This is a genomic window from Oryzihumus leptocrescens, from assembly GCF_006716205.1.
GTDB classification, from domain to species: Bacteria; Actinomycetota; Actinomycetes; order Actinomycetales; family Dermatophilaceae; genus Oryzihumus; species Oryzihumus leptocrescens.
Genome location: NZ_VFOQ01000001.1, coordinates 3,299,394 through 3,322,853, shown reverse-complemented (window position 1 = coordinate 3,322,853; position 23,460 = coordinate 3,299,394). Strand labels below are relative to the sequence as shown.

Genomic DNA, 23,460 nt, shown 5'->3' with positions numbered 1-23,460 from the left:
CCGTCACCCCCGGCGCCATGCCTCAGCCGAAGGTGCGCCACCACAGGTTGATGGCGTAGTCGACGCCGGTGCCCTCGTGCTCGGCCAGGATCCCGTCGGCCACGGTCGGGGCGAACTCGATCCGCACGACCGCCTCGAGGTCGGCTCGGGAGGCGAACTGCCAGCGGGTGTCGACCTGCTCGCGCTGCCACCCCTGCCGGCGCCAGAACCGCTCGACGGCGACCGGGTCGTAGGCCGGCATGGCCCGGCGGAACCAGCCGCCGAAGGTCGAGCGGGTGGCGTCGTTGTCGATGACGAACGCCGTGCCGCCGGGCGCGAGCACCCGCGCGAGCTCGGCCAGCCCCGGCTCGCAGCCCGGGCCGAAGAAGTACGCCCACCGGGCGTGGGCCACGTCGACCGTGCCGTCCTCCAGCGGCAGCGCCTGCGCCGCGCCGTCGACGACCTCGACGTTGCCCAGCCCGGCGACCCGCTCCCGGGCCAGGTCGACCAGCGGCTCGTGCGGCTCGACCCCGACCACGGACGCGGCGTCCTGCGCGAACCGGGGCAGGTGGAAGCCGCTGCCGCAGCCGACGTCGAGCAGGCGCTGCCCGGACCAGTCGTGGAGGTCCCGCATGGCGGCCTCGATCGCCCCGTCCGGGTCGACCCCGCGGTTCTCGACCTCGTAGACGTCCGGGGTGTCCCAGATGTTGGGGCTCGGGATGGCGTGGTCGGGGGCGGGCTGGTCGATCACCGGTGCACCGCGGTTCACTTGTCGCGCTTGGCCTTCGGCGGCTTCCCGGCCTTGCCGGACGCCGCCTTTCCGGCCTTCGCGCGGGGCTCACCAGCCGCGGCCTGCGCCTGCAGCGTCGCGGGGTGGACCAGCAGCGGCAGCAGGGTCCGGGAGCCCTTGGACCGGGCCGCCTTGACCACCGCGAGGTGGGCCTCGCAGCGGACGACCAGCTCGTCATACGCGGCCTGCCCCATCAGCTCGACGAGCTCACCGCGGTTGCTGCGGTAGACGGGCTCCTTGCCGACGTGGGCCTCGGGGTTGCCCGAGCAGTACCAGTCGAGGTCGTGCCCGCCCGGGCCCCAGCCGCGGCGGTCGTACTCGCTGATGGACACCTCGAGGTAGGAGGACTCGTCCGGCAGCTCGACCGTGCGGTAGGTGCGGCGGATCGGCAGCTGCCAGCACACGTCCGGCTTGACCGTGTGCGGCTCCAGGCCGCGGCGCACCGCATGCTGGTGCAGCGCGCACCCGTCGCCGGCGGGGAAGCCGGGGCGGTTGAGGAAGATGCACGCGCCGTCGACCACGCGGGTCTTCAGGTCGCCGTCCTCCTTCTCGGTCCACTTCCCGTCCTGGCCGAGGTCGTGCATCTGCCACTCGTCCGGGCCGAGCCCGGCCACGGCCCGCTTGACGCGCTGCACGTCGTCCTTGTCGGTGAAGTGGGCGCCCAGCGTGCAGCAGCCGTCGGAGGGCCGGTCAGCGTAGATGCCGTGGCAGCCGCTGCCGTAGATGCAGGTCCACGACGAGGTCAGCCAGGTCACGTCACACCGGAACCGCTGCGCAGGGTCGGCCGGGTCGGTGAACTCGACCCAGGTGCGGGCGATGTCGAGCGGGGTCTCGGGCACCCGCCCAGCCTAGGCTCCCCGCGCGGGTCCTGACCCGGTATGCCGCGCCGCGGCTGCCGCGCCCGGCCCACCCCTGCGGCGCGGAAGCATCGTGGGGGTTGCGGGGTGACCTAGCCTGAGGCCATGCGGCTCGGTGTGATCGACGTCGGCTCCAACACCGTCCACCTCCTGGTGGTCGATGCCCACGCCGGCGCCCACCCGCTGCCGGCCTACTCCCACAAGATCGAGCTGCGCCTCTCGGAGTACGTCGAGGACGACGGCCGCATCTCCACCGTCGGCGCCGACCGGCTGGTCGAGTTCGTGCACGAGTGCCTCGTCATCGGCGAGGACCGTGGGGTCGAGGACCTGCTGGCGTTCGCGACCAGCGCCATCCGGGACGCGCCCAACGGTGAGGCCGTCCTGGCGCGGGTGCGGGACGAGACCGCCACCGACCTGCAGGTGCTCTCCGGCGAGGACGAGGCGCGGCTGACCTTCCTCGCCGTGCGCCGGTGGTTCGGCTGGTCCAGCGGGCACCTGGTGGTGGTCGACATCGGTGGCGGCTCGCTGGAGCTGGCCGCCGGCCTCGACGAGGAGCCGGACGCGGCGATCAGCCTGCCGCTGGGCGCGGGCCGGCTGACCCGCGACCACCTGCAGGACGACCCGCCCAGCAAGGAGGCCGTCCGGGCGCTGCGGACCTCCATCCGGGCGGACATCGCCCGGAGCCTGCGGCAGCTGACCCGCACCGGGGTGCCGCACCGCGCGGTCGGGACGAGCAAGACGATGCGGTCCCTGGCGCGGACACTGGGCGCGGCGCCGAGCGGGGACGGCCCCTACGTCCCCCGGGTGCTCGAGCTCAAGGCGCTGACCGACCTCGTGCCGCGGCTCGCGGCGATGACGCACGCCGAGCGCGCCGAGCTGCCCGGGGTCTCGGTCTCCAGGGCGCCGCAGCTGCTCGCCGGTGCGCTGGTGGCCGAGGCGTCGATGGACCTGCTCGAGCTCGACCGGCTCGAGATCTGCCCGTGGGCCCTGCGCGAGGGCGTGATCCTGCGCCGACTGGACTGGATCACCGGCGACTGAGCGCCCCTCGTTAGGCTCGTCGCCATGTCCGCCGCCGTGCAGGTCCCCGGGGCCCGGGTTGCCCTGTCGACCGCCTCGGTCTACCCCGACAGCTGCGCGGCCGCGTTCGACCTGGCCGAGCGCCTCGGCTACGACGGGGTCGAGGTCATGGTGCAGACCGACCCCGTCTCCCAGGAGGCCGGCGCGCTCGGCGCGCTGGCCCGGCTGCACGGCATACCGATCGTCTCGGTGCACGCGCCGACGCTCCTGCTCACCCAGAGGGTCTGGGGCCCGGACGCCTGGACCAAGGTGGACAACTCGGTCCGGCTGGCCCTGGAGGTGGGGGCCGGCACGGTGGTGCTGCACCCGCCGTTCCGGTGGCAGAAGGACTACGCGGCGGAGTTCCTCGACGGCATCGCGCTGCGCGAGCACGACAGCGGCATCAAGCTGGCGGTGGAGAACATGTTCCCCTGGCGGGCCCGCGGCCGCGAGCTGCTGGCCTACCTGCCGCACTGGGACCCGGTGACCCAGCCCTACGACAACGTCACGCTCGACCTGTCGCACACCGCGACCGCCGGCTCCGACGCGCTGGCCATGGCCGCCGCCCTCGGCCGGCGGCTGGCCCACGTCCACCTCGCCGACGGCCTCGGCTCGGCCAAGGACGAGCACCTGGTGCCCGGGCGCGGCAGCCAGCCCTGCGGAGAGCTGCTGGAAACCCTTGCCGCGCAAGGGTTCTCGGGGTCGATCGTCGTGGAGGTCGGCACCCGGCGGCTGAGCGAGGAGGAGCGCGAGGTCGACCTGGCCGAGGCGCTGGCGTTCGCCCGGCTGCACCTCGCGGCGGCGCGGGTATGAGCCCGCGGGGGCGCCGCCCGGCGGGGGAGGACACCCGCGCGGTCATCCTCGCCGCGGCGCGCCAGGAGTTCGCCGGCAAGGGGTATGACGCGAGCTCGCTGCGGGCGATCGCCCGCACCGCGGGGGTGGACCCGGCGCTGGTGCACCACTACTTCGAGGGCAAGCCGGAGCTGTTCGCCGAGACCATGGAGCTGCCGGTGCGGCCGGCCCAGGTGGTCGCCGCACTGCTCGACGGCCCCCGCGAGCAGGTCGGCGAGCGCGTCGTGCGCACGTTCTTCGGCATCTGGGACAGCCCGGACGGGCGCGAGCGGCTCGTCGCGCTGATCCGCTCGGCGGTCAGCCACGAGGAGGCCGCGCGGATGCTGCGGGAGTTCCTCGCCCGCGAGGTCTTCGGGCGGATCGCCTCGGCGCTGGGCGTGCCCGACCCGGAGCTGCGGGCCGGCCTGGCCGTCTCGCAGATGGTCGGCGTCGCGCTGATGCGCTACGTCATGGGCCTGGAGCCGATCGCCTCCGCGGGCACCGAGGAGCTCGTCGCCCACCTGGCGCCGACGCTGCAGCGCTACCTGGCCGACTGACCTGACCGAAGACCCTTGTGCCGGCCCAGCCGCCGGCCTATATTTCATCACGTGATGAATAGCCAGCTCGAGCCCGCCGTCGTCGCGGACGGCCTGCGGGTGGTGCGCGGGGACCGCGAGGTGCTGCCCGGCGTCTCGCTGACCGTCCCCCGCGGTGAGGTGGTCGGCCTGCTCGGCCCCAGCGGCGGCGGCAAGACCACCCTGTTGCGCTCCATCGTGGGGGTGCAGGTGGTGGCCGGCGGCTCAGTCAGCGTGCTGGGGCAGCCGGCCGGTTCGGCCGGGTTGCGCTCGCGCGTGGGCTACATGACCCAGGACGCCAGCGTGTACTCCGACCTCACCGTCCGCGAGAACCTCACCTACTTCGCCGCGGTCCTGGGCGTCCCGCGGGACCGGGTCGAGGAGGCCATCGCCGAGGTCGACCTCGCCGACCACGCCGACGACCGGGTGGACCGGCTCTCCGGCGGGCAGCGCTCCCGGGTGTCCCTGGCGGCCGCCCTCGTCGGCCGCCCCGAGCTGCTCGTCCTCGACGAGCCGACCGTGGGGTTGGACCCGGTCCTGAGGAGGGACCTGTGGGACCTGTTCCACCGCCTGGCCGCCGCCGGCACGACGCTGCTGGTCTCCAGCCACGTCATGGACGAGGCGACCCGCTGTGACCGGCTGCTGCTGCTGCGCGAGGGCCGCATCCTCGCCGACGACACCCCGCACGGGCTGCTCGCCCGCACCCACGCCGCGGACGCCGAGGAGGCGTTCCTGGCCCTCATCGACGCAGAGGTGCGCGCATGAACCCCCGCCTGACCCTGGCCACGGCCACCCGGGTGCTGCGCCAGGTGCGCTCCGACCACCGCACCCTGGCGCTGCTGCTCGTCGTGCCGTGCGTGCTCATCGGGCTGCTCGCCTGGATCTTCCAGAACACCCCCGTGTTCGACCACATCGGGGCGCCGCTGCTCGGGGTCTTCCCGTTCGTCGTGATGTTCCTCGTGACCAGCGTGACCACGCTGCGCGAGCGCTCGACCGGCACGCTCGAGCGGCTGCTGTCCACCCCGTTGGGCAAGGGTGACTTCCTGGCCGGCTACGCGCTGGCCTTCGGGGCCCTGTCGGTCGTCCAGGCCCTGGTCGCCACGGCCTTCGCCGTCTGGGTCTGCGGGCTGGACGTCGCCGGTGCGCTCTGGCTCCTGGTCGTCATCGCGGTCGCCGACGCCGTCCTCGGCACCGCCCTCGGGCTGTTCTTCAGCGCCTTCGCCCGGACCGAGTTCCAGGCCGTCCAGTTCATGCCGGCGGTCGTGCTGCCGCAGTTCCTGCTCTGCGGGCTGCTCATCGCCCGCGACCGGCTGCCCGACGTGCTCCAGGCCGTCTCCGACGTGCTGCCGCTGTCCTACGCGGTCGACGCCATGAAGACCGTGACGACGAGCGTCGACGCCGGACCCGACGTCGCCGGGGACGTGGCCATCGTGGCCGGCTTCATCATCGGTGCCATCGCGCTGGGCTCGCTCACCCTGCGCCGCCGCACGCCGTGACGAGGAGCACTCCCGCCGGGCACTAGCCTGTGCGCTGGCAGGTGCCCACGAGGAACCGGCCGGCAACGCGGCGAGGACCCTCGCCGGCAGGTGAGCAAGCGGAGGACAAGACCGTGGTGGATGCGAGCGCCGTGCTGCGCCAAGGGCTGCTGCAGCTGAGCAAGAGCGACCAGGTGCGCAGCGTGATCGAGAAGGCGCCGGTGAGCCGCAGCGTGGTCAAGCGCTTCGTCCCCGGCGACGCCACGGCCGACGCGGTCCGCGCCGCCGGTGAGCTGGCCGCGACCGGCCGCCTGACCACGATCGACTACCTCGGCGAGGACACCCTCGACCTCGCCCAGGCCCAGGCCACCCGCGACGCCTACCTCGCCCTGCTGTCGGCGCTGTCCGACGCCGGCCTGACCCAGGGCGGCAGGTCCGAGGTCAGCGTCAAGCTCAGCGCGGTGGGGCAGTACCTCCCCGGTGACGGCGAGAAGATCGCCCTCGAGCACGCCCGCGAGATCTGCGAGGCGGCGGCCCGGGCCGGCACCACGGTCACCCTCGACATGGAGGACCACACCACGACGGACTCGACGCTGCAGGTCCTGCGCGAGCTGCGCCAGGACTTCCCGTGGGTGGGTGCGGTGCTCCAGGCCTACCTGCACCGCACCGAGGCCGACTGCCGCGACCTCGCCGCCGCGGGCAGCCGGGTCCGCCTGTGCAAGGGCGCCTACAAGGAGCCCGAGTCGGTGGCCTTCCAGGCCAAGGAGGACGTCGACAGGTCCTACGTCCGCTGCCTGAAGGTGCTCATGGCAGGCGAGGGCTACCCGATGGTCGCCAGCCACGACCCGCGCCTGGTCGAGATCGCCGGCGCGCTCGCGGCCAAGCACGGCCGTGCCGCCGACTCCTTCGAGTACCAGATGCTCTACGGCATCCGCCCCGAGGAGCAGCGCCGCATCGCCGACCGGGGCGATCAGATGCGCGTCTACATCCCCTACGGCGAGGAGTGGTACGGCTACCTCATGCGCCGGATGGCGGAACGCCCCGCCAACACGATGTTCTTCCTGCGAGGCTTGGCCACCAAGGGCTGAGGCGGGCAGCCGGCGCCCCGGGTGGACCCGGGCGCCGCTGCCGGCCGGCGGACGAGGGAGGACGGCATGGGCACGGTCGCGATCTTCGGTGCAGGGGTCATGGGCGAGACCCTGCTGTCCGGGCTGGTGCGCGCCGGCCGCGACGCCGGCGACATCATCGTCACCGAGCGGCGGGAGGACCGGGCCGCCGAGCTGCGGGCGAAGTACGGCGTGCGCAGCATGGCCAACGCCGACGCCGCCGCAGCGGCCGACACCCTCGTCCTCGTGGTCAAGCCGCAGGACATGGGCGGCCTGCTGGAGGAGATCCGTGACCACCTGACGCCGGGCAGCCTGGTCGTCAGCCTGGCCGCCGGGATCACCACGTCCTACCTGCAGGAACGGCTGCCCGAGGGCACGCCCGTGGTCCGCGTGATGCCCAACACCCCGGCCCTGGTCGACCAGGGCATGGCGGCCATCAGCGCCGGCAGCCACTGCGACGAGGCGCACCTCGCCGAGGCCGAGCAGCTGCTGCGCTCGTGCGGCAAGGTGCTGCGCGTCCCCGAGAAGCACCAGGACGCGGTGACCGCGATCAGCGGCTCCGGGCCGGCCTACATCTTCTACGTGGTCGAGGCGATGATCGAGGCCGGCGTGCTGCTCGGGATGCCCCGCAGCACCTCGACCGAGCTGGTGGTCCAGACGCTGTACGGCGCAGCGACCATGCTCAAGGAGACCGGCCAGCACCCCACGGTGCTGCGCGAGCAGGTCTCCAGCCCCGGCGGCACCACGATGGCGGCGCTGCGCCAGCTCGACGACCACAAGGTCCGGGCCGCGTTCCTCACCGCCATGGAGGCCGCCGCGGCGCGCTCGGCCGAGCTGGCGTCCGGCAACGACTGACTCCACCCCCGCAGGATCGCGGCGGCAAAACTCGCTCGCCCGCCCCGCACCCCGCGTGCGAGCCTGCGGCATGACCACCATCGAGGTCCGCCCCGTGACGCCGGCGGACTGGCGTGCCTACCGCGAGGTGCGGCTCGCCATGCTGCTGGACGCCCCGTGGGCGTTCGGCTCCACCCACTCCGACGCCCTGACGATCGACGACGACGGCTGGCGCGAGCGCGTCAGCTCCGCGGAGTACTGGCTGGCCTGGTGCGGCGGCGACCCGGTCGGCTCGGTCTGTCTGTCCGACCGCCTCGCCGAGCCCGGCGAGGCCAACATCTTCGGCATGTGGGTCGACCCCACGGTCCGGGGCCGGTCCATCGGCGCCCGGCTGGTGCAGGCGGCCCTGGCGCGGGCGCGGGAGGCCGGCAAGGAGCGCGTCACCCTGCACGTCGTCGACAGCAACCCCGCGGCGCGCCGCCTCTACGAGCGGCTCGGCTTCGCCGCCACCGGGCGCACCGAGCCCTATCCGCACGACCCGGACGTCCGCGAGATCGAGATGGCCTGCCCGCTGTGACGCACAGCGGGCTTCCCATGAACGGTAGGGGAGTTCACAGTGAACTCCCGGTCGCCACCCGTCGCGTGCCCGGCAAGTCCATGGGATCGTGACGTCATGTCGGACATCGCCGTGCGCACCCTGAGCGAAGACCAGTGGCAGGACTACCGCCAGGTGCGCCTGGCTGCCCTGGCGGAGTCGCCCGAGGCGTTCGTCGCCACCCACGCGGAGGAGTCCGGCTACGACGAGGACTTCTGGCGGCAGCGGATGCGCCGTTCGAGCCGCATCCTCGCCGAGCGCGAGGGCACGGTCCTCGGCGTCGTGAGCGTGGGTTCCTCCTCGGAGCAGCGCGAGGACGTCGCCGAGCTGTTCGGCCTGTGGGTCGCGCCGCAGCACCGCGGCTCAGGTGTGGCGTGGAAGCTGGTCCAGGCCGGCGCCGACCAGGCCCGGGCCGAGGGCAAGGCGCACCTCGTCTACTGGGTCGGCACCGACAACGGCCGGGGCGTGGCCTTCGCCAGCAGCTTCGGCTTCCGCACCACCGACTACCGCCGCCCGATGCGGGTGGTCAGCGAGGAGGAGGGCGCCGAGGAGATGGCCATGGTGCTGCCCCTCGGTGCCGACCCCGGCTCGGTCCCCAGCCCGACGCTGCGGTGAGACCGCCCGGTATGCCGCGTGGCCGGCATACCGGGGAGGCTCGCGTCAGGGACGCGAGGCGAGGCGCTCGAGCAGCTCGGTGGGGCCGCTGACGATGAGCGTGTGGTGGGCGGTCACCTTGGTCTCGGGGACGGCGTGGGTGAAGTCCTCGCCGGGCGCCTTGACCCCGACCACGGTGACGCCGTACTTGCTGCGGATCTGGCTCTGCGCGAGCGTGAAGCCGACCGTCTCGCGCGGCGGGGCCATCTTGACGATCGCGTAGCCGTCGTCGAACTCGATGTAGTCCAGCAGCTTGCCGTTGACCAGGTGCGCCATGCGCCGGCCCGAGTCGGCCTCGGGGCGGATGACGTGGTGCACGCCGATCCGCTGCAGGATCCGCGCGTGCTCGGGGGAGACCGCCTTGGCCCACACCGAGGGCACCCCGGCGTCGACGAGGTTGCTCGCGGCCAGGATCGAGGCCTCGATCGAGGTGCCGATGCCGACGACCGCGATGCGGAAGCTGCCGGCGCGGGTGGACTCGATCGCCGAGGGGTGGGAGGCGTCGCCGACGACGACCTTGCCGACCTTGCCGACGAACTGCTCGGCGATCGCCGGGTCCTTCTCGACCGCGAGGACCTTGTGGCCCAGCCGGTGCAGCTCCATCGCTGCGGACGCACCGAACCGGCCCAGGCCGATGACCACGACGTCCTCGTCGTACAGCCGGTTCCTCGCCATCAGGGTCCTCCGCGTGCGTCTCGGTGATGCGACGCACACCCCCGCAGGAGGCATGCGCCCGGTAGCGTGCCAGTCATGCCCACACAGGCGCGCGTGATCTGGGACCAGAGTTTCACGGCATACGACTTCGGCGCCTCCCACCCCATGAACCCGCTGCGCCTGGACCTGACCGCACGGCTGTGCGACGCGTTCGGCCTGTTCTCCCGCCCCGACGTGGAGGTGGTCAACCCGCCCGTCCCCGACGACGACCTGCTGCTCACCGTCCACGACGCCGACTACGTCGCGGCGGTGCGCCAGGCGTCGGCCGACCCCCGCTCGGCGGACTTCTCCCGGGGCCTGGGCACCGAGGACGACCCGGCGTTCACCGGGATGCACGAGAGCAGCGCCCGTGTCGCGGCCGGGTCGGTCGACGTGGCCCGCGCCGTGTGGCGTGGCGAGGCCGAGCACGGGGTGAACTTCTGTGGCGGGCTGCACCACGCCATGCGCGACCACGCCGCCGGCTTCTGCATCTACAACGACGCCGCCATCGCCATCCAGTGGCTGCTCGACCACGGCGCGGAGCGGGTCGCCTACGTCGACGTCGACGTCCACCACGGCGACGGGGTCGAGCGGATCTTCTGGGACGACCCCCGGGTCATGACGGTCTCGCTGCACGAGAGCGGCCGGATGCTCTTCCCCGGCACCGGCTTCCCCGGTGACATCGGCGGCCCCGACGCGGAGGGCTCCGCGGTCAACGTCGCGCTGCCGCCGGGCACCGGCGACGCCGCCTGGCTGCGGGCGTTCCACGCCGTGGTCCCGCCGCTGCTGCGGGCGTTCCGGCCGCAGGTGCTGGTCAGCCAGCACGGGTGCGACTCGCACTTCCTGGACCCCCTGGCCCACCTCGCGCTGTCCATCGACGCCCAGCGCACGTCCTACGACAGCCTGCACCGGCTGGCCCACTCCGAGTGCGACGGCCGCTGGGTGGCCCTCGGCGGCGGGGGCTACGAGCTCGTCGACGTCGTGCCGCGCGCGTGGACCCACCTGACCGCCATCGCCGCCCACCAGCCGATCCCCCTCGACGCCGACGTGCCCGACGACTGGCGCGAGCACATCCGGATGGAGTACGCCCGGGTCGCCCCGCAGCGGATGGGTGACGGGGTCGCCGAGGGCGGCGTGATGTGGTGGCGCTCGTGGGAGGTCGGCTACGACCCGGAGGACCCGGTCGACCAGGCCGTCATGGCCACCCGCAAGGCCGTCTTCCCGCTCCATGGGCTCGACGTCTGGTTCGACTGAGCCGCCCGCGCCTCCTCCCCGGGACGCCGCGGGTGGGGCACCAGTGGGGCGGGGCGCGCAACATAACGGGTCATTCCCGGCGTGTCGGGTGGACAAGCGGCGGATATACGCTCCAAGTCGCTTCCCACGAGTCACACCAGCCCCTATCGTGACTGATGCATTGACGGGCAGGGTCGCCGGCGAGCCGGGCGGCGACAGGGTCCCGTCCCGAGGATCGAGGTGCACACCATGGCTACAGAGCGGCAGCTCTCCGAGGTGCGGTTCCTGACCGTTGCCGAGGTTGCCTCGATCATGCGTGTGTCGAAGATGACCGTCTACCGCCTGGTCCACGGCGGGGAGCTGCCGGCGGTGCGCGTCGGACGTTCCTTCCGGGTCCCGGAGGACGCGGTCCACGAGTACCTGCGGACTTCCTACATCGACACCGCGTGAGCGTGAGCAACCACGGGTGAGGGCGGACCGGATCTGATCCGGCCCGCCCTCACGCTGTGTGGACGGACCACGGGGGCCGCCCGGCCGGACCCCGGGCAGCCCCCGTGAGCAGGGGGACGCAGCAGCACCTCGTCGGCACCAGAACGAGGGCGTGGCCTCCCGGGTTACGCGCCGCGATTTTCCGAAGCGGTGCCCGGGACGCTAGGCTGACCCGGACTGTTCGGCGAGGTGCGGAGTACGTGCCCGGCGTCGGCACACGCACCAACCACCAATTTCGGCTGGTCCCACGCGGGTGAGCCGCGTGCGACCGGCAGGACAAGGCAAGGACAGACATGGGCTCAGTCATCAAGAAGCGCCGCAAGCGGATGGCCAAGAAGAAGCACCGCAAGCTGCTGCGCAAGACGCGTCACCAGCGTCGCAACAAGAAGTAACCGGACACCTTCCGGTCCGAAGGCCTCCTCACCGCCCGCGGTGGGGAGGCCTTCGTCGTCCCGATGTGCGGGGCCGGCACCGGCCGGGCGCGCCCACCGCCTGTGAGACATCCGACGACTTCGCCCAATCCGGGCGCGCCTCGGTAGGATTCCGGGCACGGACGCGTCGCGTGGCGCGAGGTCGAGGCAAGGCAGGTGAGCTGTGGCGAACGTCGTGCTCGTCACGGGCGTCTCGCGGTACCTCGGGGGGCGTTTCGCGCGCCTGCTGACGGCGCAGCCGGACATCCAGCGGGTCATCGGCGTCGACGTCATCCCGCCTCCGCACGACATCGGCACCGCGGAGTTCGTCCGGGCCGACATCCGCAACCCGATGATCGGCAAGATCATCACCCAGGCCGAGGTCGACACCGTCGTCCACATGAACGTCATCGCCACCCCGGTGACCGCGGGTGGGCGGGTCTCCCAGAAGGAGATCAACGTCATCGGCACGATGCAGCTGCTGGCCGCGTGCCAGAAGGCCCCGAGCATCTCGCGCCTCGTCGTGAAGTCCTCGGCCTCGGTCTACGGCTCCTCCCCGCGCGACCCGGCGATGTTCACCGAGGACATGGGGCCCAAGGCCCTGCCGCGCGCGGGATTTGGCAAGGACTCGGTCGAGGTGGAGGGCTACGTGCGCGGCTTCTCGCGCCGCCGTCCCGACGTCGAGATCTCGATGCTGCGCTTCGCCAACATCATCGGGCCCGGCATCAGCACCAGCCTGACCGACTACTTCACCTTGCCGCTGGTGCCCGTCCCGCTCGGCTTCGACGCCCGGCTGCAGTTCGTCCACGAGGACGACGCCCTGCAGGCGCTGCTGCTGGCGACCACCGGCCCGTCCGTGGGCATCGTCAACGTCGCCGGCGACGGCGTCATCACGGTCCAGCAGGCAGCGCGGCTCGTCGGTCGCCCGACCGTGCCGGTGCCGATCTCGGCAGGCGGCCTGCTCGGGCAGCTCGTCCGCCGGGCCGGCCTGGCCGACTTCTCACCGGACCAGATGCAGTTCCTCGCGTTCGGGCGGGGCATGGACACCACCCGCATGCGCGAGGTGCTGCACCTCGAGCCGCGCTTCACCACGCGGGGCGCCTTCGAGGACTTCGCCCGGCACGCCGGCCCCCTCGTCCCCGGAGCCGACATGGTGGCCGCTGCGGTCGACCAGCTGGCCGGCTCCGCGGCCGGGGTCCTGTCGCATGCGCTCGGCCCGGGGAGGAAGAGCTGATGGACGACCCCAACGTCGTGCCCCTGAGGGCGACCCCGGGTGCCGAGGCCGGCCAGGCCCGTCGGCCGCGCCCGTCGGGTGTCGACGCCCTCGCCGCGGGTGCCGCCCGGGCCAGCGGTGAGCGGGCCAAGCGACGCAGCACCCCGCTCATCGGCGACCCCGCCGACAACGGCGCCCCGCCGGTCAAGGCGCACCGGCCCCGCCCGGTCGCCAAGGCCCGGCCCGTTGCCGCGGCGGACGGCAAGGCCAGGACCCGGGCCAAGGGTGAGGCACGCCGCACGGGCACGCGCCGCACCGCGCCTGCGACGGCGCCGGCCGCCGAACCACAGCTCACCGAGGCCGCGCCCGCCGCCGACCGCATCCACGTCAGCGGGGTGGAGGAGCTGGTCCGGGCCGCCGTGAGCATCCTGCGGGCCGCGGCGCAGGCCGCGGGCCTGTCCGGCGACGAGGTCGAGCGCCAGGTGGCCGGCACGCTGGCGTTCCTGCGCCGCCGGCTGACCGGTGACTACGCCGTCGACGACTTCGGTTTCGACCCCGACTTCACCGAGCACGTCTACCTGCCGTTGCTGCGCCCGCTCTACCGGTCGTGGTTCCGGGTCGAGGTGCGCGGCATCGAGAACATCCCCGCCGAGGGCGGCGCGCTGGTCGTGGCCAACCACTCCGGCACCGTGGCGCTGGACTCGCTGATGACCCAGGTGGCGGTGCACGACGAGCACCCGGCGCACCGGCACCTGCGGATGCTCGGCGCCGACCTGGTGTTCCAGACCCCCATGGTCGGCGACCTGGCCCGCAAGAGCGGCTCGACCCTGGCCGCCAACGCCGACGCCGAGCGGCTGCTGTCCTCCGGCGAGCTCGCCGGCGTGTGGCCCGAGGGGTTCAAGGGCATCGGCAAGCCGTTCAGTGAGCGTTACAAGCTGCAGCGGTTCGGCCGGGGCGGCTTCGTCTCGGCGGCGCTGCGCACCGGCGTGCCGATCATCCCGTGCTCGATCGTGGGCGCCGAGGAGATCTACCCGATCATCGGCAACATGAAGGCCGTGGCCCGGCTGCTCGGGGCGCCCTACGCCCCGATCACGCCGACCTGGCCGCTGCTGGGCCCGCTCGGCCTGATCCCGTTGCCCAGCAAGTGGATCATCGAGTTCGGCGCCCCGGTCGAGACCGACTCCCTGGGGCCGCAGGCGGCGGACGACCCGATGCTCGTGTTCGACCTCACCGACCAGGTCCGCGAGACGATCCAGCAGACGCTGTACTCACTGCTGATGCAGCGGCGGTCGGTCTTCTTCTAGGCCGGGGGCCCGGGCAGGTGCGCGACCTCGGCTGCCGGACGCCGGTGCCCTGTCGCGGCGTGAGGACCCTGTCCGGCACGTGAGGTCCGCGAACGGCCCGGGGCAACCGGCTCCCGGTGGGTCAGGGGAGCTTGGGCAGGGTCTGGCCGAGGCCCCCCGCGACGCCACCCACGGTGCCCACCACCGAACCGACCGGGTCGGGCACGGGCAGGCTGATGGAGGCGGAGCTGCCCGAGGGGCTGACCTTGACGCCGCCGGAGCCGACGCTGGCACCACCGACCCCCGGGAGGGAGGCGCTGATGCCCCCGGAGGGCTTGCCTCCGGACGAGCTCCCGCCGATGCTGGCGCCGGGCAGCGGCACCGAGATGGACACCCCGGGCAACGGCGAGGCGGACACCCCTCCGCCGCCCAGGCTCACCGAGCCGGCGGACGGCACGAGCGGGGGCAGCGAGGCGGTGCCGCTCGGCAGGCCCAGGCCGGGCACCGGAGTCGTCGGCACTGCCGTGCCGGACGGCAGGGAGGGCAGCGAGGCGGGGCCGGGCCCGCCTCCAGTGGAGTCCAGTGCCGAGCAGCCCGACCCGCACACCGCCACCTTGCGGGCCACCGCCTGGTCGCCGAGCTGGAGCAGGGAGAGCAGCCGGTCGACCGCGGGCACGCTGGCCGCGGGCACCCGCGAGCGCAGCGCCTGGACCTGGGGCAGCGACCGTGCGGTGAAGTCCTGGACCGCGATGAGCGCCTGCTGGTCGTGGTCGCGGTCGTACAGCGCGAGGAGGGTGCGCTGGCCGCCGAGGGTGGCGTCGTAGGCGCCCGCGAGCGCCTCGTCGTAGGGGGCAGGTTCGGTGGTCCCGCCGTCGGCCAGGTCGCCCGCCTCGGAGATGTGCTGCTGGGCCTGGGCGAGCAGGGTGAGCCCGCGGTCGTGCTCGGAGCCGGCGAGCTGGACCGCGGCGGTGTCGAGCAGCTGCTTGACGGGGTAGAGCGCCGTGCCCGGCAGGGCCGCACGCGAGACGACGCCGACGGCCGCCGCAGCGACCAGCACGGTGGCGGCAGCACCGACCAGCACCCGCGGCAGGCCCCTGCCGACGACGAGCACCAGCGGGCCACCACCAGGGGCCTGCCGCACGGCGGCCGGCCTGGCGGGTCGGGCGGGCAGCGTCTGCGCCTCGGCCCGCAGCCGCGCGCCGAGCTGCTCGACGAACTCCGGGCGGGGGGCGCACGCGGGACCGTCAAGGGTGGGGATGCGCGAGGCCGTCCCGACGAGGGCCGCGATCTCGTCGTCGGCGGCCGGGCCCCCCTCGAGGGCGCGGTGGAAGAGGTCGGCGCGGCGGCTCAGCAACGGCATACCGGCGTTCCCTCCCCTGTGGCGGTGACTGTTGACGACTGCGGCCCCATGCGTGTGGTTCGTCCTGAGAACGACGCATCCGGCCGGAAGTTACGCAGGCGAAGGTTCGCGCTCATCGCTCAGAGCACCTCCCCGTCCAGGGCCCGGTGCAGGGCGCGGACGGCCCGCAGCTGCAGCTGCTTCACGGCCCCCTCGGACTTGCCGATCACGGCGGCCGTCTCGGCCAGGGACAGGCCCTGCAGGAAGCGCAGGACGACGCACTCGGCCTGCTCCGGCTTGAGGTCGCGGACGGCCTCGAGCAGGCGGGTGTCGCGCAGGTGCTGGAGCACCTCGGTCTCGGGTGCGTCGACCCGACGGTCGGCGTCGAGCATGTCGGCGGTGCTGACCTCGAGGCGGAACCGCGCCGACTTGGCGTGGTCGGTGATGAGGTTGCGGGCGATGGTCACGAACCACGCCGCGATGTCCCGTCCCTGCCAGGAGAAGGAGTCGATCCGGCGCAGCGCGCGCACGAACGTCTCGGAGGTGAGGTCCTCGGCCAGGTGCCGCGAGCCCACGCGCACGTAGATGTAGCGGTAGACCAGGTCGACGTAGCGCTCGTAGAGCAGGCCGAACGCCTCGGCGTCGCCGCCCTGGGCCAGCTCGACCAGGGCTGCCACCCGGTCCATGTCCTCGGGGATGCCGCCGGGCTGCTGCAGCGCGGTGCCGCCCCCACCGGGCGCACCGCCACCGGCGGCGGCAGCGGCAGCGGCGAGCAGGACGCGGAGGCTGTCCAGGAACGACCGCGTGGCGTCGCCCAGCCCGTGGTCGGGCAGGACCGGTATGCCGGCCGGCACCGGGGCAGGCGCAACCCACCGCGCCGCGTGGGCGCGGCCCCGGCGCGCGGGCATGCTCGCGCGACCCTGCATCCTCCGGCTCACGATGGGGCAACCTCCTCGGCGCACAGTCTCCCCAAAGTCGCCCGAAATGTCAGGGGGGTCCGGCGTGAAACCCGCCTCGGGATGGCCTCAGCGGCGCAGCCGGCGGGCCGAGGCGGCTGCGAGGGCCCCGGCCAGGGCGGTGGCCCCCGCCGCCTGGAGGCCGAGCTTGGCCGCCTTGCGCTTGGTGCGGTAGTCGCGCACCTGCCAGCCGTTGGCCCGGGCGTGCTCGAGCAGCCGTGCGTCGGGGTTGATCGCGTTGGGGTGGCCCACCAGCGACAGCAGCGGGATGTCGTTGGCCGAGTCGGAGTAGGCCGAGCAGCGGGACAGGTCCAGCCCCTCCTGGTCCGCCAGGGCGCGCACGGCCACCGCCTTGGCCTCGCCGTGCAGCGGCTCGCCCTCGAGGCGACCGGTGTAGAGGCCGTCCTCGGTCTCCGCCACCGTGCCGAGCGCGCCGGACAGGCCGAGCCGCCGGGCGATGACCTCGGCGACCTCGATCGGCGTGGCCGTGACCAGCCAGACCCGCTGCCCGGAGTCGAGGTGCATCTGCGCCAGGGCGTGCGTGCCGGGCCAGATCTTCTCGCCCATCACCTCGTCGTAGATCTCCTCGCCGATCTCGGTCAGCTCGGAGACCGAGTGGCCGGCGACGTAGCCCAGGCCCTGCTCGCGGATCTTGGCGACGTGGTCGAGGTTCTCCCCGACGGCGAGGAACCACGCCTGCTTCCACAGCATCGCGACGATGTCGCGGGCGCCGAAGAACTTGCGCCGGTAGAGGCCCTTGGCGAGGTGGAAGACGCTCGCGCCACGCAGCAGCGTGTTGTCGAGGTCGAAGAACGCGGCGGCGGTCGGGTCCACCGGCACCGCCAGGGCGTGGTCGAGGCCGTCCGGCAGGTGGACAGCAGCGGCGACGGTCTCGTGCTCGTCGGGCCCCGCCGGCAGCTCCATGGCACCAGCCTAGACCGGGCCGGAGGGGGCGGCCGCGCGGCATACAGTGGTGAGGTGCCTGCCACCCCCGCACCGCGCATCACCCTGATCGGCAAGCCCGGCTGCCACCTGTGCGACGACGCCCGCGAGGTCATCTCGCGGGTCGCCGACGACCTCGGCGTCGGCTGGCAGGAGTGGTCGGTGCTCGAGGACGAGAAGCTCCTGGCGGAGTACGCCGAGCAGATCCCGGTCACGCTCGTGGACGGCCGCCAGCACGACTACTGGAGGGTCGATGAGCGGCGCCTGCGCGCCGCGCTCGGGGGCTGAACCTCGCATTGTCGGTGACATCCCTCACCTACCAGACGGCGGGGTCGGTTCGCGACTTTGTGCGTGTGTTCACAAAGACCTACCCTGAGGTGAACCCACGCGCTCCAGTCCGGCCTGTGACGTCCGGACCTGTACGGAAGGAGCCGGTGCGACAGTGACCGCCGACCCCGCAGCCCGTCGAGGAATCCCCGACGCGACAGTTGCCCGGCTACCGGAGTACCTGCGTGCCCTGACGGACCTCGCCGAGCGAGGAATCACCTCCGTCTCCTCCGAGGAGCTCGCGACGGCGGCCGGGGTGCGCTCGGCCAAGCTGCGCAAGGACCTCTCCCACCTCGGCTCGTACGGCGTGCGCGGGGTCGGCTACGAGGTCGACCTGCTCGCCTACGAGATCTCCCGCGAGCTCGGCCTGACCCAGGACTGGCCCGTGGCCATCGTCGGGCTGGGCAACCTCGGGCACGCCCTGGCCAACTACTCCGGCTTCGTCACCCGCGGCTTCCGCGTGGTCGCGCTGCTGGACCACGACCCCGACATCGTCGGCCAGCACATCGCCGGGGTGGCCGTCCGCCCGATGGACGACCTCGAGCGGGTCGCGGAGGTGGACGGCATCGCCATCGGCGTCATCGCCACCCCGGCCGCCTCCGCCCAGGGGGTCTGTGACCGCCTCGTCGCCGCGGGGGTGCGCTCGATCCTCAACTTCGCCCCCTGCGTGCTCTCGGTGCCCCACGGCGTCGACGTGCGCAAGGTCGACCTGTCCATGGAGCTGCAGATCCTCGCCTTCCACGAGCAGCGCAAGGCCCTCGCCGCCCGCCGCACCCCGCTGCGCGAGGTGGTCCGGTGAGCGTCGTCGTCCTGGGCCTGTCGCACCGCACGGCCCCCATCCCCGTGCTGGAGTCGGTCTCCCTCGACGCCGAGGGCGTGGCCGCGCTGGCCCGCACCGTCCGGGCCGGGGAGAGCGTGCACGAGGCCGTCGTGGTCTCCACCTGCAACCGGCTCGAGGTCTACGCCGAGGCCGCGACCTTCCACGGTGCGGTCAACGAGATCGGCGAGGCGCTCGCCGCCAGCTCGGGCGTGCCGCTGGGCGACCTGCGCGAGCACCTCTACGTCCACTACGAGGACCGGGCCATCGCCCACGCTTTCACGGTCGCCTGCGGGCTGGACTCGATGGCGGTCGGCGAGGGCCAGATCCTCGGCCAGCTGCGCGAGGCCCTGCGCACCGCCCAGGCCGACGGCCAGGCCGGCGGCACCCTCGCCTCGCTGTTCCAGCAGGCGCTGCGGGTCGGCAAGCGGGCCCACTCCGAGACCGAGCTGGACACCGTCAGCGTGTCCCTGGTCGAGGCCGGGCTGGCCCGGGCGGCGCGCGCCCTCGGGCCGCTGGAGCAGACGCGGGTCCTCGTCGTCGGTGCCGGCTCGATGAGCAGCCTCGCGGCGACGACGGTCGCCCGCGGCGGCGCCGGTGACCTCGTGGTCATCAACCGCACCCGCAGCAAGGCCCAGCGGCTGGCCACCACCACCGGCGGGCGGTCCCTGCCGTTCGAGGACCTGCAGCAGGCGCTGCGCGAGGCAGACCTGGTCATCTCGTGCACCGGCGCCGTGGGCCATGTGCTCACCGCGGACATGGTCGGCCGCGCCGCCGTCGACCGGGCCGGTCGCGCGCAAGTGCTCGTCGACCTCGCGCTGCCGCGCGACGTCGACCCGCGTGCCGCCGAGGTCGAGACCGTGGACGTCGTCGGGCTCGAAGAGCTCGGCGCCGACCTCGCCCCGGGCCAGGTCAGCCCGCAGCTGCAGCAGGTCCAGGACCTCGTCACCGCCGAGGTCGCCGCCTACCTCACCGGCCGCCGCGCCCAGGCCGTGGCGCCCACCGTCGCCGCCCTGCGCTCCCGCGCCGCCGACGTCGTGGCCGCCGAGCTGTCCCGCCTCGAGCAGCGGCTGCCCCAGCTGGACGAGACCACCCGCGGCGAGGTCCAGCTGGCGGTGCACCGCGTCGTCGAGAAGCTGCTCCACACGCCGACGGTGCGGGTCAAGGAGCTGGCCGGCGAGGGCCAGGGCGGCGACTACGCCCAGGCCCTGCGCGAGCTGTTCGACCTCGACCCGCACGACGTCGCGGCCGTCTCCGTGCCGCCCGAGGGGAGTGGTCTGGCGTGACCCGCCTGCGCCTGGGCACCCGCCGCTCGGCCCTCGCGACCACCCAGTCCGGGTGGGTCGCCGACCAGCTGCGCGCCCTCGGCCACGAGGTCGAGCTGGTCGAGATCACCACGTTCGGCGACACCTCCACCCAGCCGCTGTCGGCGATCGGTGGCACCGGCGTCTTCGCCGCGGCCATCCGCCAGGCGCTGCTGGCCGGTGAGGTCGACCTGGCCGTGCACTCGCTCAAGGACCTGCCCGTCGCCCCCGAGCCGGGCCTGACCGTCGCCGCGGTGACGCGTCGGGAGGACCCCCGCGACGCGTTGGTCGCCCGCGACGGCCTCACGCTCGGCGAGCTGCCGGCCGGCGCCGTGGTCGGCACCGGGTCCCCCCGCCGAGCCGCCCAGATCGCGGCCCTGGGCCTCGGCCTGGACGTCCGCGCCATCCGCGGCAACGTCGACACCCGCCTTCGCCTCGTGCACGACGGCAAGGTCGACGCGGTGGTCCTCGCCGCCGCCGGCCTGGCCCGCCTCGGCCGCCTCGACGAGGTGACCGAGCTGCTCGACCCGCTGCAGATGCTGCCCGCCCCCGGGCAGGGCGCCCTCGCCGTCGAGGTGCGCAGCGACGACCCGCTGGCCACCGCGGCCGTGCGCTCCCTCGACGACGCCGACACCCGGGCCTCGGTCACCGCCGAGCGTGCCCTGCTCGCGGCGCTCGAGGCCGGCTGCACCGCGCCGATCGGCGCCCTCGCCGAGGTCGTCGAGGGAATGGACGGCGCCGAGCTGTCCGTGCGAGCCTTCGTGGGCAGCGAGGACGGAGCGGGCGAGCTGCGCCGCTCGGTCACCGGCCCGGTGCCCGAGGCCGAGCGTCTCGGCCGCGAGCTCGCTGCCGTCCTGCTCGAGGACGGAGCCCGACACATCGTCACGGTCGGCCTGGGGCCGGCCGTCACTGAGGACCGACCACCCGACCCAGACAGGGCGGGAGGCCACGACCCCCAGCGCGTGGCCAACCGCCCCCACGACCCCGCCGACCGCCCAGACCCGACCGCTCCGGAGCGTGCCCTGTGAGCCCCACGCGCTCAACCCCCAGCAACAGCCAGACGACCGCCACCACGACCAGCCGCACCAGCAAGCCCCTGGGCCGGGTCGCGTTCGTCGGTGCCGGTCCCGGCGACCCCGGCCTGCTGACGCAGCGTGCCGCCGAGTACCTCGCCGCCGCCGACGTCGTCGTGATCGACCAGGTGGCCCGCGAGGACTTCATCGCACCGTTCGTCCGCGAGGGCGTGGAGGTCGTCGACGCCGGCCACGGCGAGCACGGCCAGCCGCTGACCCACGCCTCCCGCGCCAAGCTCGTGGTCAAGGCGGCCAAGTCCGCCGGCGCCGCGGGCGGTCACGCCGGCCTCGTCGTGCGCCTCATGGACGGCGACCCGGCCACCTTCAACGGCCTGGCCGAGGAGGCCCTGGCCTGCCGCAAGGCCGGCATCGGCTTCGAGGTCGTCCCGGGTGTCAGCGCCGTCAGCGCCGTGCCCACGTATGCCGGGGTGCCGCTGACGTCCGCGTCGTCGCCGACGCTGCACGTCGTCTCGGGCGACAACACCAAGGTCGACTGGGCCCGCTCCACCGGCACGGACGTCACCGTGGTCGTGCTCGGCACGCCGGAGTCCCTGGCCCGGAGCCTGGCCGACCTGCTGGCCGCCGGCCGTGACCCGGAGACGCCGGTCGCCCTGACCGAGCGCGGCACCACGATCACCCAGCGCACGCACACCACGACGCTGGGCTCGGTCGCCGCGACGATGAAGTCGGCCAAGGTCGAGTTCCCGACCCTCGCCGTCGTCGGCGCCACGGTCGCCCTGCGCGAGCAGCTGTCGTGGTTCGAGACCAAGCCGCTGTTCGGCTGGAACATCCTCGTGCCGCGCACCAAGGACCAGGCCGGCCCGATGACCGACCGGCTCGCCTCCTACGGCGCGACCAGCGACGTGGTCCCGACGATCAGCGTCGAGCCACCGCGGACCCCGCAGCAGATGGAGCGCGCGATCAAGGGCCTGGTCACCGGCCGCTACGAGTGGATCGGCTTCACCTCCGTCAACGCGGTGCGCGCGGTCAAGGAGAAGTTCGCCGAGTTCGGCCTCGACGCCCGTGCGTTCGCCGGGCTGAAGATCGCCGCCGTCGGCGGGGTCACCGCCGCGGCGCTGCGCGAGTGGGGCCTGCAGCCCGACCTGGTGCCCTCCGGTGAGCAGTCGGCCCAGGGCCTGCTGGCCGAATGGCCGCCGTTCGACGAGGTCCTCGACCCGATCAACCGCGTCTTCCTGCCCCGTGCCGACATCGCCACGGACACGCTGGTCGCCGGCCTGGAGGAGATGGGCTGGGAGGTCGACGACGTGACGGCCTACCGGACCGTGCGTGCCGCCCCGCCGGCGGCGCCGGTGCGCGAGGCGATCAAGACCGGCAAGTTCGACGCGGTCGTGTTCACCTCCAGCTCCACGGTGCGCAACCTCGTCGGCATCGCCGGCAAGCCGCACGCCGCGACCGTCGTCGCCTGCATCGGCCCGGCCACGGCCAAGACCGCCGAGGAGCACGGCCTGCGGGTCGACGTCCTCGCGGCCGAGGCGTCGGCCGAGTCCCTCGTCGACGCGCTGGCCGAGTACGGCCTGGGCCTGGCCCTGGCCGCCACCGAGGCCGGCGAGCCGGTCGTGCGCCCCAGCGCCCGGAAGGCCTCCTCGCGACGCAAGGCCAAGTGATGGGCTTCCCCGCCCAGCGTCCTCGCCGGCTGCGGCAGAGCCCGGCCGTGCGCCGGCTCGTGTCGGAGACGCGGCTGCACCCGGCCGACCTCATCCTGCCGATGTTCGTGCGGGAGGGGGCGGCCGAGCCGCTGCCGATCCGGTCGATGCCGGGCGTGGTCCAGCACTCCCTGGACTCGCTGGAGAAGGCTGCCGTCGAGGCGGTCGAGGCCGGCGTCGGCGGGCTGATGCTCTTCGGCGTGCCGTCCACCCGGGACGCGGTCGGCTCCGGCGCCGACGACCCCGAGGGCATCCTCAACGTCGGCCTCCGCCGGCTGAGGGACGCCGTCGGCGACGACACCGTCGTCATGGCCGACCTGTGCCTGGACGAGTTCACCGACCACGGCCACTGCGGGGTCCTCGACGCCGCCGGCCGGGTGGACAACGACGCGACGCTGGAGCGCTACGCGGCGATGGGCCTGGCCCAGGTCGAGGCCGGGGCGCACGTGCTGGGCCTGTCCGGGATGATGGACGGCCAGGTCGGCCACGTCCGGGCCGCCCTCGACGAGGCCGGACACACCGACACGATCCTGCTGGCCTACGCCGCCAAGTACGCCTCGGGTTTCTTCGGCCCGTTCCGCGACGCGGTGGAGTCGGCCCTGGAGGGCGACCGGACGGCATACCAGCAGGACCCGGGCAACGCCGTGGAGGCGCTTCGCGAGGTGCGCCTGGACATCGCCGAGGGCGCGGACATGGTCATGGTCAAGCCCGCGCTGCCCTACCTGGACATCGTCTCGGCCGTCGCGGCCGAGTCGGAGGTGCCGGTCAGCGCCTACCAGGTCTCCGGGGAGTACGCCATGATCGAGGCCGCCGCCGCGGCCGGGATGATCGACCGCGAGCGGGTGATGATGGAGTCGCTCACCGCGATCCACCGGGCCGGCGCGCAGAACATCCTCACCTACTACGCCGTCGAGGCCGCTCGCGCGCTGCGCTGAGCCGCCACGGCATGACGAAGGGCCGCACCC

General features: G+C 73.7%; 26 protein-coding genes. 20 read left to right on the top strand and 6 right to left on the bottom strand.

Translation table 11 applies throughout. From position 1 onward, the window contains the following. Positions 1-22 precede the first annotated feature (22 nt). Entirely contained in the window at positions 23-730 is a 708-nt protein-coding gene (locus FB474_RS15700; RefSeq protein WP_246092219.1) for a class I SAM-dependent methyltransferase, read from the bottom strand. 14 nt (positions 731-744) lie between these two features. Beyond that, positions 745-1,608, bottom strand: a complete 864-nt coding sequence (locus tag FB474_RS15695; protein WP_246092218.1) for a DUF3109 family protein — start codon at positions 1,606-1,608, stop codon at positions 745-747. A gap of 123 nt (positions 1,609-1,731) precedes the next feature. Between FB474_RS15695 and FB474_RS15690 the strand changes: the two genes are divergently transcribed. The 9 genes from FB474_RS15690 (at position 1,732) to FB474_RS15650 (ending at position 8,713) form a co-directional block, all read left to right on the top strand. Next, a complete protein-coding gene (locus FB474_RS15690) occupies positions 1,732-2,664 on the top strand; it encodes a Ppx/GppA family phosphatase (RefSeq protein ID WP_141789495.1) in 933 nt (310 codons plus the stop codon). A 24-nt stretch (positions 2,665-2,688) separates the two neighbouring features. Then, the gene (locus FB474_RS15685) at positions 2,689-3,495 is read left to right on the top strand and encodes a sugar phosphate isomerase/epimerase family protein (protein WP_141789494.1); all 807 of its coding nucleotides are present in this window, start codon (positions 2,689-2,691) and stop codon (positions 3,493-3,495) included. Then, positions 3,492-4,070: a TetR/AcrR family transcriptional regulator gene (locus FB474_RS15680; protein ID WP_141789493.1), complete on the top strand. Its 579-nt coding sequence runs from the start codon at positions 3,492-3,494 to the stop codon at positions 4,068-4,070. Before FB474_RS15685 ends, FB474_RS15680 begins: the two co-directional genes overlap by 4 nt. 54 nt (positions 4,071-4,124) lie before the next feature. Next, on the top strand, positions 4,125-4,853 hold the full coding sequence (locus tag FB474_RS15675; RefSeq protein WP_141790038.1) for an ABC transporter ATP-binding protein: 729 nt from the start codon (positions 4,125-4,127) through the stop codon (positions 4,851-4,853). Next, entirely contained in the window at positions 4,850-5,584 is a 735-nt protein-coding gene (locus FB474_RS15670) for an ABC transporter permease (RefSeq protein WP_141789492.1), read from the top strand. The genes FB474_RS15675 and FB474_RS15670 overlap by 4 nt, the downstream gene beginning before the upstream one ends. A 116-nt stretch (positions 5,585-5,700) precedes the next feature. After that, positions 5,701-6,651 (top strand): proline dehydrogenase family protein, encoded by a 951-nt coding sequence (locus tag FB474_RS15665; protein ID WP_221632648.1) that lies wholly within the window; start codon positions 5,701-5,703, stop codon positions 6,649-6,651. A 66-nt stretch (positions 6,652-6,717) separates the two neighbouring features. After that, entirely contained in the window at positions 6,718-7,524 is an 807-nt protein-coding gene (proC, locus tag FB474_RS15660) for a pyrroline-5-carboxylate reductase (protein WP_141789491.1), read from the top strand. Positions 7,525-7,594: 70 nt separating this feature from the next. Beyond that, positions 7,595-8,080 carry a GNAT family N-acetyltransferase gene (locus FB474_RS15655; RefSeq protein WP_141789490.1) on the top strand — a complete coding sequence of 162 codons (486 nt, stop codon included), beginning with the start codon at positions 7,595-7,597 and terminating at the stop codon, positions 8,078-8,080. 96 nt (positions 8,081-8,176) lie between these two features. After that, positions 8,177-8,713, top strand: a complete 537-nt coding sequence (locus tag FB474_RS15650; protein ID WP_141789489.1) for a GNAT family N-acetyltransferase — start codon at positions 8,177-8,179, stop codon at positions 8,711-8,713. Between the two features lie 45 nt (positions 8,714-8,758). On the opposite strand, the gene FB474_RS15645 is transcribed toward FB474_RS15650, so the two are convergent. Next, on the bottom strand, positions 8,759-9,427 hold the full coding sequence (locus FB474_RS15645; protein ID WP_141789488.1) for a potassium channel family protein: 669 nt from the start codon (positions 9,425-9,427) through the stop codon (positions 8,759-8,761). 75 nt (positions 9,428-9,502) lie between these two features. Here FB474_RS15645 and FB474_RS15640 point away from each other — a divergent pair, with 75 nt between their 5' ends. The 5 genes from FB474_RS15640 (at position 9,503) to FB474_RS15620 (ending at position 14,094) form a co-directional block, all read left to right on the top strand. Continuing rightward, a complete protein-coding gene (locus FB474_RS15640) occupies positions 9,503-10,699 on the top strand; it encodes an acetoin utilization protein AcuC (protein WP_141789487.1) in 1,197 nt (398 codons plus the stop codon). A gap of 228 nt (positions 10,700-10,927) precedes the next feature. Then, on the top strand, positions 10,928-11,128 hold the full coding sequence (locus tag FB474_RS15635) for a helix-turn-helix domain-containing protein (RefSeq protein WP_141789486.1): 201 nt from the start codon (positions 10,928-10,930) through the stop codon (positions 11,126-11,128). Positions 11,129-11,460: 332 nt separating this feature from the next. Then, a complete protein-coding gene (locus tag FB474_RS15630) occupies positions 11,461-11,559 on the top strand; it encodes a 30S ribosomal protein bS22 (protein ID WP_003792170.1) in 99 nt (32 codons plus the stop codon). 202 nt (positions 11,560-11,761) lie between these two features. After that, the gene (locus FB474_RS15625; RefSeq protein WP_141789485.1) at positions 11,762-12,811 is read left to right on the top strand and encodes an NAD-dependent epimerase/dehydratase family protein; all 1,050 of its coding nucleotides are present in this window, start codon (positions 11,762-11,764) and stop codon (positions 12,809-12,811) included. Beyond that, positions 12,811-14,094, top strand: a complete 1,284-nt coding sequence (locus tag FB474_RS15620) for a 1-acyl-sn-glycerol-3-phosphate acyltransferase (RefSeq protein WP_141789484.1) — start codon at positions 12,811-12,813, stop codon at positions 14,092-14,094. Before FB474_RS15625 ends, FB474_RS15620 begins: the two co-directional genes overlap by 1 nt. A 121-nt stretch (positions 14,095-14,215) precedes the next feature. On the opposite strand, the gene FB474_RS15615 is transcribed toward FB474_RS15620, so the two are convergent. From FB474_RS15615 to FB474_RS15605, 3 genes are all read right to left on the bottom strand, one after another. Continuing rightward, positions 14,216-15,433, bottom strand: a complete 1,218-nt coding sequence (locus tag FB474_RS15615; protein ID WP_141789483.1) for a hypothetical protein — start codon at positions 15,431-15,433, stop codon at positions 14,216-14,218. A 119-nt stretch (positions 15,434-15,552) separates the two neighbouring features. Further along, positions 15,553-16,320 (bottom strand): sigma-70 family RNA polymerase sigma factor, encoded by a 768-nt coding sequence (locus FB474_RS15610; protein WP_185746192.1) that lies wholly within the window; start codon positions 16,318-16,320, stop codon positions 15,553-15,555. Between the two features lie 117 nt (positions 16,321-16,437). Then, complete coding sequence (locus FB474_RS15605) at positions 16,438-17,292, bottom strand: HAD family hydrolase (protein WP_141789482.1); 855 nt, start codon at positions 17,290-17,292, stop codon at positions 16,438-16,440. Positions 17,293-17,346: 54 nt separating this feature from the next. On the opposite strand from FB474_RS15605, the gene FB474_RS15600 reads away from it, so the two are divergent. The 6 genes from FB474_RS15600 to hemB all read left to right on the top strand — a co-directional run bounded on the left by FB474_RS15600 (position 17,347) and on the right by hemB (position 23,430). Continuing rightward, on the top strand, positions 17,347-17,598 hold the full coding sequence (locus FB474_RS15600; protein ID WP_141789481.1) for a glutaredoxin family protein: 252 nt from the start codon (positions 17,347-17,349) through the stop codon (positions 17,596-17,598). 154 nt (positions 17,599-17,752) lie between these two features. Further along, a complete protein-coding gene (locus FB474_RS15595) occupies positions 17,753-18,436 on the top strand; it encodes a redox-sensing transcriptional repressor Rex (RefSeq protein ID WP_141789480.1) in 684 nt (227 codons plus the stop codon). Then, positions 18,433-19,740 (top strand): glutamyl-tRNA reductase, encoded by a 1,308-nt coding sequence (locus FB474_RS15590; protein WP_141789479.1) that lies wholly within the window; start codon positions 18,433-18,435, stop codon positions 19,738-19,740. The genes FB474_RS15595 and FB474_RS15590 overlap by 4 nt, the downstream gene beginning before the upstream one ends. Further along, a complete protein-coding gene (gene hemC, locus FB474_RS15585; RefSeq protein WP_141789478.1) occupies positions 19,737-20,786 on the top strand; it encodes a hydroxymethylbilane synthase in 1,050 nt (349 codons plus the stop codon). The genes FB474_RS15590 and hemC overlap by 4 nt, the downstream gene beginning before the upstream one ends. Next, on the top strand, positions 20,783-22,456 hold the full coding sequence (locus FB474_RS15580; RefSeq protein WP_141789477.1) for a bifunctional uroporphyrinogen-III C-methyltransferase/uroporphyrinogen-III synthase: 1,674 nt from the start codon (positions 20,783-20,785) through the stop codon (positions 22,454-22,456). Before hemC ends, FB474_RS15580 begins: the two co-directional genes overlap by 4 nt. Continuing rightward, positions 22,456-23,430 (top strand): porphobilinogen synthase, encoded by a 975-nt coding sequence (hemB, locus tag FB474_RS15575; protein ID WP_141789476.1) that lies wholly within the window; start codon positions 22,456-22,458, stop codon positions 23,428-23,430. Before FB474_RS15580 ends, hemB begins: the two co-directional genes overlap by 1 nt. Positions 23,431-23,460 lie beyond the last annotated feature (30 nt).

Excerpts from the sequence above, each read along its gene's own strand:
- FB474_RS15675 (WP_141790038.1), top strand. The coding sequence starts at position 4,125 with ATGAATAGCCAGCTCGAGCCCGCCGTCGTCGCGGACGGCCTGCGGGTG.
- FB474_RS15655 (WP_141789490.1), top strand. The coding sequence starts at position 7,595 with ATGACCACCATCGAGGTCCGCCCCGTGACGCCGGCGGACTGGCGTGCC.
- hemB (WP_141789476.1), top strand. The coding sequence starts at position 22,456 with ATGGGCTTCCCCGCCCAGCGTCCTCGCCGGCTGCGGCAGAGCCCGGCC.
- FB474_RS15680 (WP_141789493.1), top strand. The coding sequence starts at position 3,492 with ATGAGCCCGCGGGGGCGCCGCCCGGCGGGGGAGGACACCCGCGCGGTC.
- FB474_RS15690 (WP_141789495.1), top strand. The coding sequence starts at position 1,732 with ATGCGGCTCGGTGTGATCGACGTCGGCTCCAACACCGTCCACCTCCTG.
- FB474_RS15610 (WP_185746192.1), bottom strand. The coding sequence starts at position 16,320 with ATGCCCGCGCGCCGGGGCCGCGCCCACGCGGCGCGGTGGGTTGCGCCT.
- FB474_RS15670 (WP_141789492.1), top strand. The coding sequence starts at position 4,850 with ATGAACCCCCGCCTGACCCTGGCCACGGCCACCCGGGTGCTGCGCCAG.
- FB474_RS15685 (WP_141789494.1), top strand. The coding sequence starts at position 2,689 with ATGTCCGCCGCCGTGCAGGTCCCCGGGGCCCGGGTTGCCCTGTCGACC.
- FB474_RS15640 (WP_141789487.1), top strand. The coding sequence starts at position 9,503 with ATGCCCACACAGGCGCGCGTGATCTGGGACCAGAGTTTCACGGCATAC.
- proC (WP_141789491.1), top strand. The coding sequence starts at position 6,718 with ATGGGCACGGTCGCGATCTTCGGTGCAGGGGTCATGGGCGAGACCCTG.
- FB474_RS15615 (WP_141789483.1), bottom strand. The coding sequence starts at position 15,433 with ATGCCGTTGCTGAGCCGCCGCGCCGACCTCTTCCACCGCGCCCTCGAG.
- FB474_RS15645 (WP_141789488.1), bottom strand. The coding sequence starts at position 9,427 with ATGGCGAGGAACCGGCTGTACGACGAGGACGTCGTGGTCATCGGCCTG.
- FB474_RS15650 (WP_141789489.1), top strand. The coding sequence starts at position 8,177 with ATGTCGGACATCGCCGTGCGCACCCTGAGCGAAGACCAGTGGCAGGAC.
- FB474_RS15630 (WP_003792170.1), top strand. The coding sequence starts at position 11,461 with ATGGGCTCAGTCATCAAGAAGCGCCGCAAGCGGATGGCCAAGAAGAAG.
- FB474_RS15635 (WP_141789486.1), top strand. The coding sequence starts at position 10,928 with ATGGCTACAGAGCGGCAGCTCTCCGAGGTGCGGTTCCTGACCGTTGCC.
- FB474_RS15605 (WP_141789482.1), bottom strand. The coding sequence starts at position 17,292 with ATGGAGCTGCCGGCGGGGCCCGACGAGCACGAGACCGTCGCCGCTGCT.
- FB474_RS15620 (WP_141789484.1), top strand. The coding sequence starts at position 12,811 with ATGGACGACCCCAACGTCGTGCCCCTGAGGGCGACCCCGGGTGCCGAG.